This window comes from Sulfitobacter sediminivivens, assembly GCF_042611115.2.
In the GTDB taxonomy this organism is placed as follows: Bacteria; Pseudomonadota; Alphaproteobacteria; order Rhodobacterales; family Rhodobacteraceae; genus Sulfitobacter; species Sulfitobacter sediminivivens.
Genome location: NZ_JBHGAR020000009.1, coordinates 96,776 through 111,468, shown reverse-complemented (window position 1 = coordinate 111,468; position 14,693 = coordinate 96,776). Strand labels below are relative to the sequence as shown.

The window sequence follows — 14,693 nt, the reverse complement described above, 5'->3', positions numbered from 1 at the left end:
ATGTTGCTGTTTTCATTCGGGAAGGGTTCATCCCGTCATCATAAACCCGCCAAAGAATTCTGTGATGCCTTCTAAATCCGTCAAAGGTTGAACCGATGCCACAAATTGATCGGGGCGCAGGATGATCAGGGCACCGCGCAGCCGATCAATGCCGCGATGGTCAAATATGTCGGGACTCGATTTAAAATCTGGGCAATAGACCTTTTCATAATCAACCAATCCGTACTGGCCTTTGTTCGGCAAGAGCAGCTTTGGCAGCGTTTCAAGTGCCATGTCATGATGGTGCGGCTGAAACACCGCGCGCAGGTCTATGACGCTGTCGATATCGGCACCCCTGTCAGTATAGCGCAAGACAGGGCTGGCGGAGTTCTCAGCCAGATAGGTGCATAGATTTGCGATGTCGCCTCCGGGCTGTCCAACATCACCCGACGCTGCAAAAGCGATCAACCGCCATCTGCCGTCGGCTTTGAGGAGGTGACCAAGATGCATGGGTTTGCCGTCGCCCAGTCGGATCACCGGGGCGGAATGGAACCTCGTTCCTACTTTCAGGCCTGAGGCGAGGGGCTGATGCCGATCCGTTCGTGTGATCAATGAGGGGTCATAGCGCGTCTCGACCCCGGCGGTATACCGCCCGTGTTTCTTGAAATACGTCTGGAATTGTTCGGCCTCTGCGGCGGTTTTTGGCTTTGCGCTGAACAGCCGGGCCATATCACGGTCGAAATCAATTAATTCCTTGGCTTTGACCTGCCGCTCTTGCGTATACGTGTGCAAGAGTCCCGGTACGGCCTGAAAACGCAGAACAGCGGCCAGTTTCCAGCCCAGATTGAACGTATCGGCCATAGAGACGTTCATGCCCTGTCCAGCCTTCGGGCTATGGGTATGGCAGGCGTCGCCGGCGATAAATATGCGGGGGGCGCGATGGTGTCTTTCTGTGTCGGGCACATCATCAAAAGCGTCACAGACCCGTTGTCCGATCTCATAGGCCGACCACCATGCAACCTCTTTCACATCAAGCGAATAGGGTGAGAGGATATCGCGGGCCTTGGAGATCAGCATCTGCGGCGAAACGTTGCGATCTGCGACGCGTTCATCACCGTGCAATTCGTCAAGTTCGATGTACATCCGCACCATATAGCCGCCTTCGCGGGGGATGATCAGAATGCTGCCGTGATCCGCTGACTGAATGGCGGATTTCAGACGAATATCGGGAAAGTCTGTGACCGCAAGTACATCCATCACCCCCCAAAGCTGTCGTGCGGCTTCGCCCTTTAACACGTGACCTAATGATTTGCGGACAGCACTGCGGGCACCATCACACCCCACGACGTAACGCGTGCGGATGGTTTCGGTCCTGCCCTCTGCATCAAGGCAATTGAATGTTGCGCACACCGGATACTCTGTATCGTCGGTTTTAGTTAATTCAACGAGTTCCCGGTTGTAGTCAGGTTCCAACCTGTGCGGAGATTGCCGCATGATCTCCAGATAGAAGTCATGCACCCTTGCCTGATTTAGGATGACATGCGGCATTTCCGAGAGGTCGTCTTCGACATCCTGAATGCGGTCGGCACGGTGCAGGCTGCTGCCAACCTGATCTTGCCGCCAGAACGCCACTTCGTTTACCCAATAGGCTTCTTTCAGAACTTTTTCGGCAAACCCGAAAGCCTGGAACATCTCGATTGACCGGCAGGCAATACCGTCAGCCTGCCCCACGTCCAGCGGGCCGGGTTTACGTTCGGTGATGCGGGTTGAAATTTCGGGAAAAGCGGCAAGCTGTGCTGCCAATGTGAGGCCAGCCGGGCCACAGCCAACGATCAGCACATCAACGGTGCCTTGGGGCGATGCAGCACGTATTGTCTGAGGTGAGACCGATGGATCACCGTTTCGAAAGCCATTCAAATGGTATTGCATCCGGCAGCGCCCAGTTTTTGGTAAGTACACATACTAAATACTGGACGCCTGTGCTGACTGTCAATATAATATGTATACTTACTTATTCGCGGACCGTTTGAATGACCGATGATATTACTCTTACTGAGATGCCCGGCCACCTCATCCGCAGGCTTAACCAACAGTCTGCGTTTATCTTTCAGGACCGTATCAAACAGGCAGGGCATGACGTGACCTCGGTGCAATTCGCCGCAATGGACACTTTGAGAAATTTCCCTGGCCTGGATCAGGCCAGTTTGGCCAAACGTATTAAATATGATCGTGCAACGATTGGTGGCGTGGTCAAACGGTTGGAGCAGAAGAACCTGATCCGCAGGGTGCCAGACGAAACCGATCGGCGCGCTTTCAGGCTTTGGTTGTCGTCAGATGGCGCGGCACTTCTCGCCGCGATCAGGCCTATTGTGGGTGCACTGCAAGCGGACATCCTGCAAGGTTTGACTGAAGAAGAAAAAGCCATCTTTTTGAAATTGATGACAAGAACCCTGCGCGATCAGCACTGACTGTCGGGGCGGTGCAGGTGATGCCGCTTGCGCCGATATCACGGTTAAGATCGCAGATGTTTCACCAGAATTTGGGTCCGCTCACACCACTTAGTGGTCATACTTCAATCGATTGCCACTTGTTTTCCGGGCAGGAAAGCTGGACGTTCTGTTTTCTGATAATTGGTACGGGTTTCAAGGCTGCATGATCGAGATATGGGAAGGCCTGAAGGCAGCGTTCTGGCTGGTTGTCACGTTTGATGCTGAGCTTTGGGAGATCAGTCTCAGATCTTTGCGCGTGACGCTGACCGCTTTGGTGATCGCCTCGGTCATTGCAATTCCGCTTGGGACCTACCTAGCGCTGCAACGCTTTCGCTTTCGCCGTCTGGTCATTTCCATGATCAACGCGTTGATGGGGCTGCCCCCGGTTGTTGTCGGGCTTGTGGTCTACATCCTTTTGTCGCGGGCTGGGCCTTTTGGTGTTCTGAACCTGCTTTTCACACCCACGGCAATGATCATTGCACAGGTTATCATCATCACTCCGGTCATCGCCTCTATCGCCCACCAGTCGATGCGCGAACTTTGGGCCGAATATCACGATCTGCTGATTTCCCTGAATACATCAAAGCGTCAGCGGATTTTTACCCTTGTACGGGACGGTCGCCGCAATCTGTTGACTGCTGCACTGGCCGGGTTCGGACGCGCGATCGGAGAGGTCGGGGCGATAATGATTGTGGGCGGCAATATTGACCACGCGACCCGCGTTCTGACCACTGCAATTGCGCTGGAAACAGGCAAGGGCGACTTTGCGTTGGCTCTGGGTTTGGGCTTTGTGCTGATTGGAATCGCGATTGTGGTGAACATCACGATACACACCCTGTCACAAACCGAACGGGAGGGGCGCTGGTGACCGTGCTGTTCCCCCTTGAGCTGAAACAGGTTGTCGTCAGACGGCAGGGTAGGAGGGTCATAGGCCCTGTTGACCTGATCCTGAACCCGCAAGGGCCGACCATTATCGTTGGCCCAAACGGGTCTGGTAAAACCACATTGTTGCGCGTGATGCATGGGATCGAACGGATCAACGCGGGTGAGGTGACATGGGCACAGAACGACCCGGCGAAACATGCTTTTGTTTTCCAATCTCCGATAGTGATGCGTCGGTCCGTTGCGGAAAACCTCGTCTATCCCCTGCGGTTGGCAAAATTGTCCAAGGCGGCCATCCGTGCGGAAGTGGACCATTGGCTTGCACGCATTAATCTCTACCCGCTCAGAGACACTCCAGCGCGGCGGCTGTCAGGCGGCGAGCGGCAAAAGCTCGCGATTGCCCGGGCGCTGGTCTGCAAGCCCGAAGTCCTGTTTCTTGATGAGCCTTGTGCCAATCTGGACGGATACGCAACGCGCGACATCGAGGTGCTCTTGCAAGAGGCCGCTGCATCCGGCACGCGGCTGGTCATGTCGACCCATGATATGGGACAGGCGCGCAGGCTTGCCGATGATCTGATCTTTATGCTCGATGGTAAAATACACGAAACCGGTGCCGCGGCACAGGCCTTTGCGAACCCCAAAACGGACGCTTTGGCTGCCTTCCTCAGAGGTGATATCGTCACATAGGGGGCGGCGAATTGGGCGTCATTCTGGCATCGGTGCGACGCGCGGTCTTTGGCTATTCAACGCCATGATCGAACACTCAATGGTGATGGGGTTCTTCATCAAGCGACCCGTGCACCGCAAATTGATTGATATCGGCTTCCTGTGCCTCAATCACACGGTAGGCCTCTTTCACGCCTGCTGGTGTCAATTCTCTGGCAACCGTCAAAAGGGTGTTGGGGGCATGATCTGCGCAAAGCTCAACCATCTGATCTATCTCTTCGCGGGCCACATCAAGTGCGGCCTCCACAGATGGCGCGCCGTAGATATCAAAGAAATGATGGGCGAGCAGCGTCGCAAGTGTATCCCGCTCTTGTGGCTCGATCTGCGTGACAGCGACAAAACTGACCCGCCCGAAAGTTTCGCACCCCATCCAGCCGTTTGAAAAAGCCTGTCTGGCCTTGCCGATCAAATCGGCTTCTCCCCAATTCGAAAACTCAAATCCACCTGAAATGCACCATTCCCCGGTGCGTGCTGGGTTGTGAAAGACGCGCGTGTCGCTTTCGTCAAAATGGATGGCGCGGGCGAGTTTCATGTGGACCTCGTTAGATTTGCGGTGAGCGGGATTAGAACGGTATTGTCGTCGATCTTCAAGAGAAGCCCCAGTGCCTCATCCAGTCCGACGTATGTGCCTGTCTGCCCGGCGACAGTCATCAAACCCTCTAGCCCATGCGCAAGCCCGGACCATTCGCGGTGCAGAGATGCCATGCCTGTGTCGGTCCAGGTATTGATCCCAATAAGGGTGTGGCGCACCCAGGCCTCAAGCAGGTCTGTTGCATCCACCGCTGCACACCCTTCGGCAAAAAGGGCGGTGACGTCAGGTGTGAGACCGGTTTCATCGCTGTCCGGCCAGAGCGAGAGCGTCAGGGCGATCACCATCCAGTTGGGGATGTCTTCGACCGTGTCTCCTGATGCCATTTGCAAATGGCCACATCGCCCACCGTTGACGTATATTGAACCGTCCCAACCCAGATGCACCGCGACCTCTGGCGGGGCCAATGCCCCCAGTGCATTCTGAAATCCAACACCGCAGATCGGCAGGATCGCCACAGCCTCTGACAGGACCGCATCCGGGGCAAAAACAATCGCGGCGCGCAAGGTGTCATGTGCGCGATCGTAAATCACCAGACCGGCATCGCAGCCGACGTCTGCGGCCGCGCAGGCAAGTGCAAAAGGGTCGCCGCCTGCCGCTGCTTGACCCTTGAACAGCGGTGGAAAGCTGGGTTTTCTCATGCGTGACCCTTGGCAATCAGGCCCTTTGCGATGCTGCGAAACGCCTGCGCTTGTGGGCTGTCAGGCTTGGACACAACAATGGGTGCTCCGCCATCCGACGCAAGCCTGATGTCGAGATGGAGCGGGATTTCAGCAAGCAACGGCACGTCCAGTTTCGCAGCCTCGGCGGCGACACCACCGTGACCAAACAGATGTTCTTCGTGCCCGCAGGCCGAACAGATGTGCGTCGACATGTTTTCGATCATGCCAATGATCGGCGTGCCCAACTGATTGAACATATCAATACCCTTGCGTGCATCAAGCAAGGCGATGTCCTGAGGGGTCGAGACGATGATTGCACCATCAAGCTGCGCCTTTTGCGCCAGCGTCATCTGAACATCACCGGTGCCGGGCGGCAGGTCCACAATCAGCACGTCCAGCGCGCCCCATTGCACCTGACCCAGCATCTGCTGCAACGCGCCCATCAGCATCGGGCCACGCCAGACAACCGCCTGATCGTCATTTGTCATCAGGCCAAGGGACATCATCGTGACGCCAAAGTTGCGCATCGGCAGGATGGTTTTGCCATCTGGCGAAGCGGGCCGTCCCGACACACCCAGCATTCTGGGTTGGGACGGACCATAGACATCGGCGTCAAGCAGACCGACGCGCCGCCCCTCGGCGGCCAGAGCGCAGGCAAGGTTGGAGGCGACAGTCGATTTTCCGACACCGCCCTTGCCGGACGCCACCGCGATGATCCGGTCGACACCCGGTACTTTTTCCGGGCCAGCGGGTGCTGCACTACGCGAGGGTTTCAAATCAGGGGGGGCAGACTTGGTACTGTGCGCCGTCATCACAATCGAAACGGCCTTCACACCGTCCAGCGCGTTTATGCGCGCCTCAATATCGTCTTTGATTTTTGCGTAGGCCTCGGCATGGGTGCCGCTGACCTCCATGACAAAGCGTATCTTTCCGTCATCGACGGTCAGTGCCTTGATGATCCCCGCCTCAGCGAGAGAGGTTCCGCTTAACGGATCATCAATGGACTGAAGGATGGCGGTGACGGCGTCGCGGGTGACAGCCACGTTATGACTGCCCTTCAATTGTGCCTGTCACGACATGTTCCATGTCCAGCCCATCGATGGTCAGAACCATCTTTGCCTCGAATTTCTGACCAGACGTGGCACCGGCATTGCGCATGGCCTCTTCGATGGCCTGCTGTGAGGTGACGCCGACCTGCTTGAGGAACTTGCGCATCGACATGTTGAAATCTTCGCTCATGGTGGGTTCTCCGATTTTCTTGACTGTATTGCGGGACGCCCTTTAGGCTGCGCCCATCGCTGGGGAATGACTGATGTGAAATTTATCTTCGTTCTGTGTTGTGCGCTACTGCCCATTTGCGTGCATGCGCAGGACAGAGATTTTACCTTGTCCGCCCCGCCTGAAATCACCGACACAGGATTTCTGCCCTACGTCCTGCCGCGCTTTTCGCTGAAACATGGCGCACGCGTTTCGGTGATAGAGATGGGCGGTGATGTCGTCATTGGCCCGGACGGCGTCCCGGTCTTTGCAGGTCTGGGGACAGTGTGGCACGTCTCTGGTGCCGATGGTGCGGGTCCTGCGCTGTTTACCAAATGGCTTCTTTCTGACATTGGCAAACGGACGATAGATGGATTTCAGCCAGAAGGGCGCGCGCTTTTTAGCAGCCAAGTTGTCGCTGAAGAGCTCGCGGTTGAGGCCATTTTTGAAGGCGATCCCGTTCTTGGCGAAACGCTGTCGTTGCGCCATTGCGGGCGGTGCCATGTGATCAACGAGACCAACCGCATGAAGGGTATGGGCCAGACCCCGTCGTTTGCTTTGATGCGCACCTTTGATGATTGGGAAGACAGGTTCAGCACGTTTTACGTTCTCAACCCGCATCCGAGTTTCAGTCAGGTCGAAGGGATTACGCCGCCTTTCCGTGCGCATCTGCCGCCAGCCATTGTACCGGTCGAGATATCCCAGGACGACCTGGACGCGATCCTTGCCTACGCGGCGACGATTAAGCCCGCGGATTTGGGCGAACCCTTGCAAAGTCAGTGATCCTTTCGCTTTGACAAATAGTCGTCCGTCGTGCGCGGGCGCGGTCTTTCGCCCGCTGCAAAGGGATTGTTGTCGGAATGGTACTGCGCGTTGATCCGGCAATTGTCGCACATCTGGATCATCCGCGCCGCATCGGGATTGGCGAACATCGCATGTTTGCCCGCAAGTTTCTCGGTGATCTTCTCAACAGTGGATTTGACACCAAAAAGACTGCCGCATTCGATGCAGGCAAACGGTTCTTCTTCGTTCAGGATCGTTTGGCTCAGCGCAATGTCCGTGAGATTGAGTTGTGGTTCCAGCGTAATTGCGTCTTCAGGGCAGACGTTGGCGCATAGGCCGCATTGCAGACAGGCATCTTCCTGAAACCGAAGTTGCGGCAGGTCCGGATTGTCGCCAAGCGCGCCTGATGGACACAGCGATGCGCAGGCAAGGCACAGTGTGCAGGCATCGGTGTCAACAATGACCGCGCCATATGGTGCCCCCGCTGGCAGAGCAATACTTTGGGCTTCGGGGTTCAATGCTTTGGCTGAAAGCCGCGTAATTTGCCGTCTTGTGCCCATCGGCAAGACCGGCTTTGCAATCGCGGCCTCCGGTATCTCGTCAAACATATGGTCCGACAGGGCATGAGGGTCCGAGATGTCGAGCAGTGCAATTTTTTCGCCTGAAATCGCGCGTGCCAGTTCCAGTTGGGGATCAAGCGCATCACGCTCTGTCTTTGGGGCAAGCAAGAGGTCGACCCGGGCAAAACCGGCGGCAAGCGCGCCGAGCATTTCCGCATGACCAAAGCCCGATAAGGCGCTGATTTCCATCGGAATGACATGGGCAGGCAACCCACGGCCATATCGCGCGGACAGGCTGATCATTTCAGCGCCGTGATCATCGTGGACCAGCAGGGTTCCATTCTGACCGCCCGCTGTCCGATAGGTCGTTGCGAGCGTCGTGATCCGGCGAAAGGTGAAATCCGTCGACGGCGCATCATAGCTGATCGCGCCAGAGGGGCACACCGCCGAACAGGCACCGCAACCCGCACAGATCAACGGGTCAATGCTGACATGTTCGCCCGCCGATGTAATTGCGCCGGTGGGGCACACGTTCAGGCAGTTTGAGCATGCCGGTTTTTCCGCTCGGGAGTGGGCGCACAAAGAAGGCTCCAACCGGACGTAAAGTGGTTTTTCGAATGTGCCCACAAGCTGACTTGCCGCGAATACCGCGTCAGCGACGGCAGGCTGGCTTTTTGGATCAGCCCTAAGATAACCGTCACGTTTTTCAGGGGCTGGGAGCAGCGGCACGCCACCTGTGAGATCAAGGATAATGTCACACTGCGACAGTGCACCGTCGCGGGGCGCGGTCAGTGCGGGCGTTCCACGCCCCCCAACGACGCTCTGTTGGAAGGCGTTGATCCGGATATCGAAATTTCCAAGTGTTCCTGTGGCCTGATGCAGTGCACCGAAAACCGTATCAAAGGCATGCGTTGGCGCAATGTCATCGCCGGAGTCCAGCAAAACTGTCACCGCAAGGATGTCTGCAAGCTTTTCTGCGGCAGGCAGGCATACCTCGGCCTTGCCGATGATCAGGCAGGTTCCTTGGGTGACAATATCAATCGATTTGGATGCAGGTTGCGTCAGCTGGGCGTCAGCAACCAGCGCGGCCATCTTGGGTGTTGTATCATCTGATCCATCATACCAGCCGGCACGGTCACGGATGTCGACGAACACTGGTAACGGCGCGTCGATTTCATCTGCGATTTCAGCAAACAAGCGGGCCTCTTGCTGACATGCGATCATCACGTCGCCTGAAGCGATTGCAGCGGTTGCAATGTCGATTTGATCCGTACACAGGCTGTTATGGCACGCCCCACAGGCCAGACCTGTCGCCTCTTGCAAAGCGACAGTGTCAATTTTTTGCGAACCCAGACAGTCGCATAGCAGCAATGACTTAGACATGGCTTTCCCCGTTTGGCACAGTATTCGCCGAGCCGCAGCTAGTCAGGAAATGGACCGACAGTAAACCGATATTTGGACGCGATTCTGTTATGGACTTATATGCATGTGCAGCAATTGCTGCGACAATTTGACAGTGCCATGAGCGGCTGCGACCCAAATAGGCATAGAAATCTGGGCTCTGAAAATTCTGCGATGCAGCAATAGACGGCAATATACCAATGTATGCAAAAAGGCTTTTGGACTTTGGGCAAATAGGTCTAAGTTAGACGGAGATAAGTACGTCTTGTCCGGGGATTTTTTTTGAAGCTGAACTATCCAAATGCGCAGACCATTCCATTGGGTGTCGTTGTTCAGCGGTCGCCGGGTGTAACGCGTTGGACAAAGTTCGCCTGGAAAGCGTCATCTGTTTTGCCGGGTGCACCGGATGCTGATTGGAAAATTCTCAGAACGGAAGACGGCGTGACAGAGTTTCATGCCGCAACGCTGCCGCTCACGCTTTATGTGTCAGATGCAGAGGCCTACGCACACGAGCTGCAGGCCCGTTCGCCGTCGGTCTATGTTGTCTTGCGACCAAATGATGCCACTGCAGACAAACCTTGGTCGGTGGCCCTTGTGACGGCCTCGCCCTATGAGGCGCAAGATTACTGCGATTCTGCAGAAGAGCTGGTTGAGAAGGTGACAATGCCCGAAGGCTTGCACGCCTGGATCGCGAGCTTTGTGGAACAACACTACGAAGAAGAAGTGTTTGTGAAGCGTCGCCGCAAGAACATGTCGGTCGACCAGACTGAAGACGGGATCGGCGATCCGCGCATTCGTCAGGTCAGTGATGTGTACCGCGCGCCACGCCGCAGGGAGGTCGTCAATTGAGCGGCGTTCTTTCGTCCTGGTCTCGCAGACGTGCAGCAGTTGCAGCAGAGGCGGCGGCTGAAGAGCAGGCAGCGCTTGACGCTTTGGTTCAGAAAGATGCCGCGGCATTAGAGGAAAAGTCTGACGCGGAAATCTTGCAGGATCTTAACCTACCTGATCCGATGACATTGGTGCAGGGCGATGATTTCAAAGCGTTCATGTCCAAGGAAGTACCGGCACATCTGCGCAAGATTGCCTTGCGCAAGCTTTGGACCAGCAATCCGGTGCTGGCCTGTGTGGACGGATTGAACGATTACGATGATGACTATCTGACCGGCAGTACCGGGCAAGGTGCTATCAAGACGACCTATCAGGTCGGCAAGGGCATGTTGGCGCATCTGATCGAGGTCGAGCGTAAAAAAAATGAGATGCACGCCCCTGAGGCGGAAATTGAAGAGCAAGACGTTGTGGGTGACGATGCCGAGGTCGAAGTTGAGGTTTTAGAAGCCGAAGCACCGTATATTCAGCCAACCGCGCATGATGATGAGCCCGCATCTCCCGCGCCGCGCCGGATGCAGTTCCAATTCGAGGATCGCACCGCATGAATGTCGCGACCACCCTGCCAGATATCACCGATGAAGATCGCCTGCGCGCTGATCTTTACAATTACCTGGGTCTGATGTTGGCGGCACCGCCAGATCAGATATTGTTGGACCAGACAGCGGCATTGAAGGGGGATGACACAGATTTGGGGCAGGCGATCAAGGGCCTTGCCCGTGTCGCGAAAGTGTCAAAACCCAATGCAGTGCGTTCTGAATTCAATGCGCTGTTCATCGGTCTGGGTCGTGGCGAGCTTTTGCCATATGCAAGCTACTACCTGACCGGGTTCCTGAATGAAAAACCCTTGGCGAACCTGCGCGCGACGATGGCCAACTTTGGCATGGCGCGAGCTGATGACGTCTTTGAACCCGAGGACAATATCGCGTCGCTGATGGAAATGATGGCTGGCATGATCGTCGGTCGTTTTGGTCGGGTCGCGACACTTCAGGAACAAAATGAGTTTTTCAATGCTCATATTGGGACATGGTCGACGCATTATTTCACGGATCTGCAGGCCGCAAAATCATCGGTGCTTTATGCATCCGTGGGGGCCGTCGGGTCTGCGTTCATGAACATCGAACGCGAAGCATTTCGCATGACAGCAAACTGACGGGTTTGCTTTTTTTAACCGGCGGGGATCCCCGCCAATCATGGAAGGGGAGACATCCCATGACCGATAAGACCGAAGGCAAAAGCCGCCGCGAATTCCTGAAACTGGCGGGCACCGCGGCACCTGCTGCAGTTGCAGTGGTCGCAGGCGGGGCCACGCAAGCCGGCGCTGCGCAACCGGCAGACCTGTCGTCTGAGACGATGCAAGACACGGCACATACACGGGCCTACCTCGAAAGCACACGCTTCTAGGACTGCGCGCGACGACGATACAAATTTGTCCAGCCAAGCTGGATCAGGGAGGAAGACAATGCTTAGGAAGAAGACCAACGGGTATACACGCCGCTCCGGCCGTTCGCCGATAGTCGTGAACAAGGGTGCAAGCGGCATCGACAGACGCGGATTTCTGCGGGGATCGGGGCTGGCGATTGGCGGATTGGCGGCGATTGCGGCCACAGGTGGCTCTGTAACGCAAGCGACGGCGCAGACCGCCGCAACCCGAGCCGTTGAGACGATCAAGTCTGTCTGCACCCACTGTTCCGTCGGGTGTACGGTCATTGCCGAAGTCGACAACGGTGTGTGGACAGGCCAGGAGCCCGGCTGGGACAGCCCCTTCAACCTAGGTGCCCATTGCGCAAAAGGCGCGGCTGTGCGTGAGCACGCGCATGGCGAACGACGCCTCAAGTACCCGATGAAGAAAGAAAACGGCGAGTGGGTCCGTATCAGCTGGGAAGACGCGATCAACGAGATCGGCGACGGTATGATGAAAATCCGCGACGAAAGTGGACCGGATTCAGTGTACTGGCTCGGCTCTGCCAAGCACAGCAACGAACAGGCCTATCTGTTCCGCAAGTTTGCGGCCTATTGGGGCACCAACAACGTCGATCATCAGGCCCGGATTTGCCACTCGACCACGGTGGCCGGTGTAGCGAACACATGGGGCTACGGTGCCATGACCAACAGCTACAACGATATCCATAACTCCAAGGCGATCTTTTTGATTGGCGGCAACCCAGCTGAGGCGCATCCGGTGTCCTTGCTGCACATGCTGAAAGCCAAAGAACAGAACAACGCGCCTTTGATCGTGTGTGACCCACGTTTCACGCGGACCGCAGCGCACGCAGACGAATATGTCCGCTTCCGGCCCGGCTCTGACGTGGCCCTCGTCTGGGGCATTCTGTGGCACATTTTTGAAAACTCCTGGGAGGACAAAGAATTTATCCGTACCCGCGTTTGGGGCATGGATGAGATCAAAACAGAAGTGGCCAAGTGGAACCCAGAAGAGGTCGAGCGGGTCACGGGTGCCCCCGGCAAACAGTTGGAGCGTGTGGCCCGGACCTTGGCCAACAACCGCCCCGGCACCGTTATCTGGTGTATGGGTGGCACACAGCACACCAATGGCAACAACAACACCCGCGCTTACTGTATCTTGCAGCTGGCACTGGGGAACATGGGCACCGCCGGTGGTGGCACAAACATCTTCCGTGGCCACGACAACGTGCAGGGCGCAACTGACCTTGGCGTTCTGGCCGATACCTTGCCGGGCTATTATGGTCTGTCAGCGGGGTCATGGGCACACTGGGCACGCGTCTGGGAAGAAGACCTGGATTGGCTCAAAGGCCGGTTTTCGCCGGAAACTGTCGGCGAAACCGCGATGATGAACTTGACAGGCATTCCTGTGAGCCGCTGGATTGACGGCGTGCTGGAGGACAAGGAAAACCTTGACCAGCCTGACAACACCCGCGCCATGGTCCTGTGGGGCCACGCGCCGAACTCGCAAACCCGCCAGAAAGAGATGAAAACGGCGATGGAAAAGCTCGACATGCTTGTCGTGGTTGACCCCTATCCGACGGTCTCTGCTGTCTTGCAGGATCGCAGCGACGGCGTTTATCTGCTGCCAGCCTGTACGCAGTTTGAAACGCGCGGTTCCGTCACAGCTTCCAACCGGTCGCTTCAGTGGCGTGATAAAGTTGTCGAACCGCTGTTTGAATCGCTGCCGGATCATACGATTCTGGCGATGTTTTCCGAAAAGTTCGGCTTTCATGACAAGATTTTCCGCAACATCGCGATTGACGAAGGCGGGGAACCGAATGTCGAGGATATCACCCGCGAATTCAACCGGGGGATGTGGACCATTGGCTATACGGGTCAAAGCCCTGAGCGGATGAAAATGCACATGGCCAACCAGCACACCTTTGACCGCACCAGTTTGCGGGCGATCGGTGGACCGGCTGATGGTGATTTCTACGGGTTGCCCTGGCCTTGTTGGGGTACGGCCGAAATGAACCACCCCGGTACGGCCAACCTTTACGACATGTCGATGCCGGTGGCAGAAGGCGGGCTGACCTTCCGTGCCCGGTTTGGTGTGGAACGCGATGGCGATAACCTTCTGGCCGAAGGCGTCTTTACCCCCGGTTCAGAGATCGAGGATGGCTACCCTGAATTCACCGTTCAGATGCTCCGTGATCTTGGATGGGAGGGCGACCTAACAGATGACGAAAAATCGGCGATCAACTCGGTTGCCGGGTATCCAGAGGGCGCGCCGCTGACCACCGAGGCCGCTGACGATGGCGGCACCGGTGACACCAAAACCGAAGAAGTGGGTGAAACCTCGCAAACTGGCGAGATTGAATCCGACTTCGCGAAGGCGACTGGCGGTGTAAATTGGAAAACCGACCTGTCAGGCGGTATTCAGCGCGTGGCGATTGCGCGCGGATGTGCGCCATTTGGTAACGCCAAGGCGCGGGCCGTTGTCTGGACCTTCCCGGACCCTGTCCCGATCCACCGCGAACCACTTTATTCCAACCGGCGTGATCTGGTGGCTGAATACCCAACCTACGAGGACAAGAAGTTCTGGCGCGTCCCGACGATGTACGCGTCCATTCAGCAAAACGACTTCTCAGTCGACTATCCAATCATCCTGACCTCAGGTCGTCTGGTTGAATACGAGGGCGGCGGTGACGAAAGCCGTTCCAACCCATGGCTGGCCGAATTGCAGCAGGACATGTTCGTTGAGATCAACACCCGTGATGCCAATAATCTTGGTGTCCGTGACGGTGCTCAGGTTTGGGTCGAAGGCCCGGAAGGTGGCAAAGTCAAGGTGATGGCGATGGTGACGGAACGGGTGGGTGAAGGCGTGGCATTCATGCCGTTCCACTTTGGCGGTCATCTAGAAGGCGTTGATCTGAGGGACAAATACCCCGAAGGAGCCGATCCATTTGTTCTTGGTGAATCCAGTAACACGGCACAAACATATGGCTATGATAGCGTAACCCAGATGCAAGAGACCAAAGCGACTCTTTGCAAAATCTGGACAGCATAAGGGAGA

General features: G+C 56.4%; 15 protein-coding genes. 9 read left to right on the top strand and 6 right to left on the bottom strand.

All coding sequences use genetic code 11. The features are described 5' to 3' along the window. Positions 1-27: 27 nt before the first annotated feature. On the bottom strand, positions 28-1,908 hold the full coding sequence (locus ACEWL3_RS11250) for an FAD-dependent monooxygenase (RefSeq protein ID WP_386181527.1): 1,881 nt from the start codon (positions 1,906-1,908) through the stop codon (positions 28-30). A 101-nt stretch (positions 1,909-2,009) separates the two neighbouring features. On the opposite strand from ACEWL3_RS11250, the gene ACEWL3_RS11245 reads away from it, so the two are divergent. The 3 genes from ACEWL3_RS11245 (at position 2,010) to ACEWL3_RS11235 (ending at position 4,037) form a co-directional block, all read left to right on the top strand. Continuing rightward, positions 2,010-2,447, top strand: coding sequence for a MarR family winged helix-turn-helix transcriptional regulator (locus ACEWL3_RS11245; RefSeq protein ID WP_386181530.1), 438 nt, complete (start codon positions 2,010-2,012; stop codon positions 2,445-2,447). 184 nt (positions 2,448-2,631) lie between these two features. After that, positions 2,632-3,336: an ABC transporter permease gene (locus ACEWL3_RS11240; RefSeq protein ID WP_386181534.1), complete on the top strand. Its 705-nt coding sequence runs from the start codon at positions 2,632-2,634 to the stop codon at positions 3,334-3,336. Next, complete coding sequence (locus ACEWL3_RS11235) at positions 3,330-4,037, top strand: energy-coupling factor ABC transporter ATP-binding protein (protein WP_386182117.1); 708 nt, start codon at positions 3,330-3,332, stop codon at positions 4,035-4,037. Before ACEWL3_RS11240 ends, ACEWL3_RS11235 begins: the two co-directional genes overlap by 7 nt. Before the next feature lie 76 nt (positions 4,038-4,113). Here ACEWL3_RS11235 and ACEWL3_RS11230 read toward each other — a convergent pair whose 3' ends face one another. From ACEWL3_RS11230 to ACEWL3_RS11215, 4 genes are read right to left on the bottom strand one after another with little or no spacing between them, the layout of a single operon-like run. Then, the gene (locus tag ACEWL3_RS11230) at positions 4,114-4,608 is read right to left on the bottom strand and encodes a DUF6505 family protein (protein ID WP_386181536.1); all 495 of its coding nucleotides are present in this window, start codon (positions 4,606-4,608) and stop codon (positions 4,114-4,116) included. Continuing rightward, positions 4,605-5,306, bottom strand: a complete 702-nt coding sequence (locus ACEWL3_RS11225; protein WP_386181539.1) for a biotin/lipoate--protein ligase family protein — start codon at positions 5,304-5,306, stop codon at positions 4,605-4,607. Before ACEWL3_RS11225 ends, ACEWL3_RS11230 begins: the two co-directional genes overlap by 4 nt. Next, entirely contained in the window at positions 5,303-6,370 is a 1,068-nt protein-coding gene (locus ACEWL3_RS11220) for an Mrp/NBP35 family ATP-binding protein (protein ID WP_386181542.1), read from the bottom strand. The genes ACEWL3_RS11225 and ACEWL3_RS11220 overlap by 4 nt, the downstream gene beginning before the upstream one ends. 1 nt (position 6,371) lies before the next feature. Beyond that, complete coding sequence (locus tag ACEWL3_RS11215; protein ID WP_386181545.1) at positions 6,372-6,566, bottom strand: DUF6494 family protein; 195 nt, start codon at positions 6,564-6,566, stop codon at positions 6,372-6,374. Positions 6,567-6,641: 75 nt separating this feature from the next. On the opposite strand from ACEWL3_RS11215, the gene ACEWL3_RS11210 reads away from it, so the two are divergent. Then, entirely contained in the window at positions 6,642-7,367 is a 726-nt protein-coding gene (locus ACEWL3_RS11210) for a hypothetical protein (RefSeq protein WP_386181548.1), read from the top strand. On the opposite strand, the gene ACEWL3_RS11205 is transcribed toward ACEWL3_RS11210, so the two are convergent. Continuing rightward, entirely contained in the window at positions 7,361-9,310 is a 1,950-nt protein-coding gene (locus ACEWL3_RS11205) for a 4Fe-4S binding protein (protein WP_386181550.1), read from the bottom strand. The two genes, ACEWL3_RS11210 and ACEWL3_RS11205, sit on opposite strands and share 7 nt — an antisense overlap. Before the next feature lie 300 nt (positions 9,311-9,610). Between ACEWL3_RS11205 and ACEWL3_RS11200 the strand changes: the two genes are divergently transcribed. From ACEWL3_RS11200 to ACEWL3_RS11180, 5 genes are read left to right on the top strand one after another with little or no spacing between them, the layout of a single operon-like run. After that, on the top strand, positions 9,611-10,177 hold the full coding sequence (locus tag ACEWL3_RS11200; protein ID WP_386181553.1) for a DUF3305 domain-containing protein: 567 nt from the start codon (positions 9,611-9,613) through the stop codon (positions 10,175-10,177). Then, positions 10,174-10,761, top strand: a complete 588-nt coding sequence (locus ACEWL3_RS11195) for a DUF3306 domain-containing protein (protein ID WP_386181556.1) — start codon at positions 10,174-10,176, stop codon at positions 10,759-10,761. The genes ACEWL3_RS11200 and ACEWL3_RS11195 overlap by 4 nt, the downstream gene beginning before the upstream one ends. Then, the gene (locus ACEWL3_RS11190) at positions 10,758-11,366 is read left to right on the top strand and encodes a TorD/DmsD family molecular chaperone (RefSeq protein WP_386181559.1); all 609 of its coding nucleotides are present in this window, start codon (positions 10,758-10,760) and stop codon (positions 11,364-11,366) included. Before ACEWL3_RS11195 ends, ACEWL3_RS11190 begins: the two co-directional genes overlap by 4 nt. A 59-nt stretch (positions 11,367-11,425) precedes the next feature. Further along, positions 11,426-11,617, top strand: a complete 192-nt coding sequence (locus ACEWL3_RS11185; RefSeq protein ID WP_386181562.1) for a twin-arginine translocation pathway signal protein — start codon at positions 11,426-11,428, stop codon at positions 11,615-11,617. A gap of 58 nt (positions 11,618-11,675) precedes the next feature. After that, positions 11,676-14,687 carry a formate dehydrogenase subunit alpha gene (locus tag ACEWL3_RS11180; protein WP_386181565.1) on the top strand — a complete coding sequence of 1,004 codons (3,012 nt, stop codon included), beginning with the start codon at positions 11,676-11,678 and terminating at the stop codon, positions 14,685-14,687. Positions 14,688-14,693: the final 6 nt, after the last annotated feature.

Bases quoted from the DNA above. Each gene is read 5' to 3' on its own strand.
- ACEWL3_RS11240 (WP_386181534.1), top strand. From the start codon at position 2,632: ATGATCGAGATATGGGAAGGCCTGAAGGCAGCGTTCTGGCTGGTTGTC.
- ACEWL3_RS11230 (WP_386181536.1), bottom strand. From the start codon at position 4,608: ATGAAACTCGCCCGCGCCATCCATTTTGACGAAAGCGACACGCGCGTC.
- ACEWL3_RS11250 (WP_386181527.1), bottom strand. From the start codon at position 1,908: ATGCAATACCATTTGAATGGCTTTCGAAACGGTGATCCATCGGTCTCA.
- ACEWL3_RS11190 (WP_386181559.1), top strand. From the start codon at position 10,758: ATGAATGTCGCGACCACCCTGCCAGATATCACCGATGAAGATCGCCTG.
- ACEWL3_RS11180 (WP_386181565.1), top strand. From the start codon at position 11,676: ATGCTTAGGAAGAAGACCAACGGGTATACACGCCGCTCCGGCCGTTCG.
- ACEWL3_RS11185 (WP_386181562.1), top strand. From the start codon at position 11,426: ATGACCGATAAGACCGAAGGCAAAAGCCGCCGCGAATTCCTGAAACTG.
- ACEWL3_RS11205 (WP_386181550.1), bottom strand. From the start codon at position 9,310: ATGTCTAAGTCATTGCTGCTATGCGACTGTCTGGGTTCGCAAAAAATT.
- ACEWL3_RS11225 (WP_386181539.1), bottom strand. From the start codon at position 5,306: ATGAGAAAACCCAGCTTTCCACCGCTGTTCAAGGGTCAAGCAGCGGCA.
- ACEWL3_RS11245 (WP_386181530.1), top strand. From the start codon at position 2,010: ATGACCGATGATATTACTCTTACTGAGATGCCCGGCCACCTCATCCGC.
- ACEWL3_RS11215 (WP_386181545.1), bottom strand. From the start codon at position 6,566: ATGAGCGAAGATTTCAACATGTCGATGCGCAAGTTCCTCAAGCAGGTC.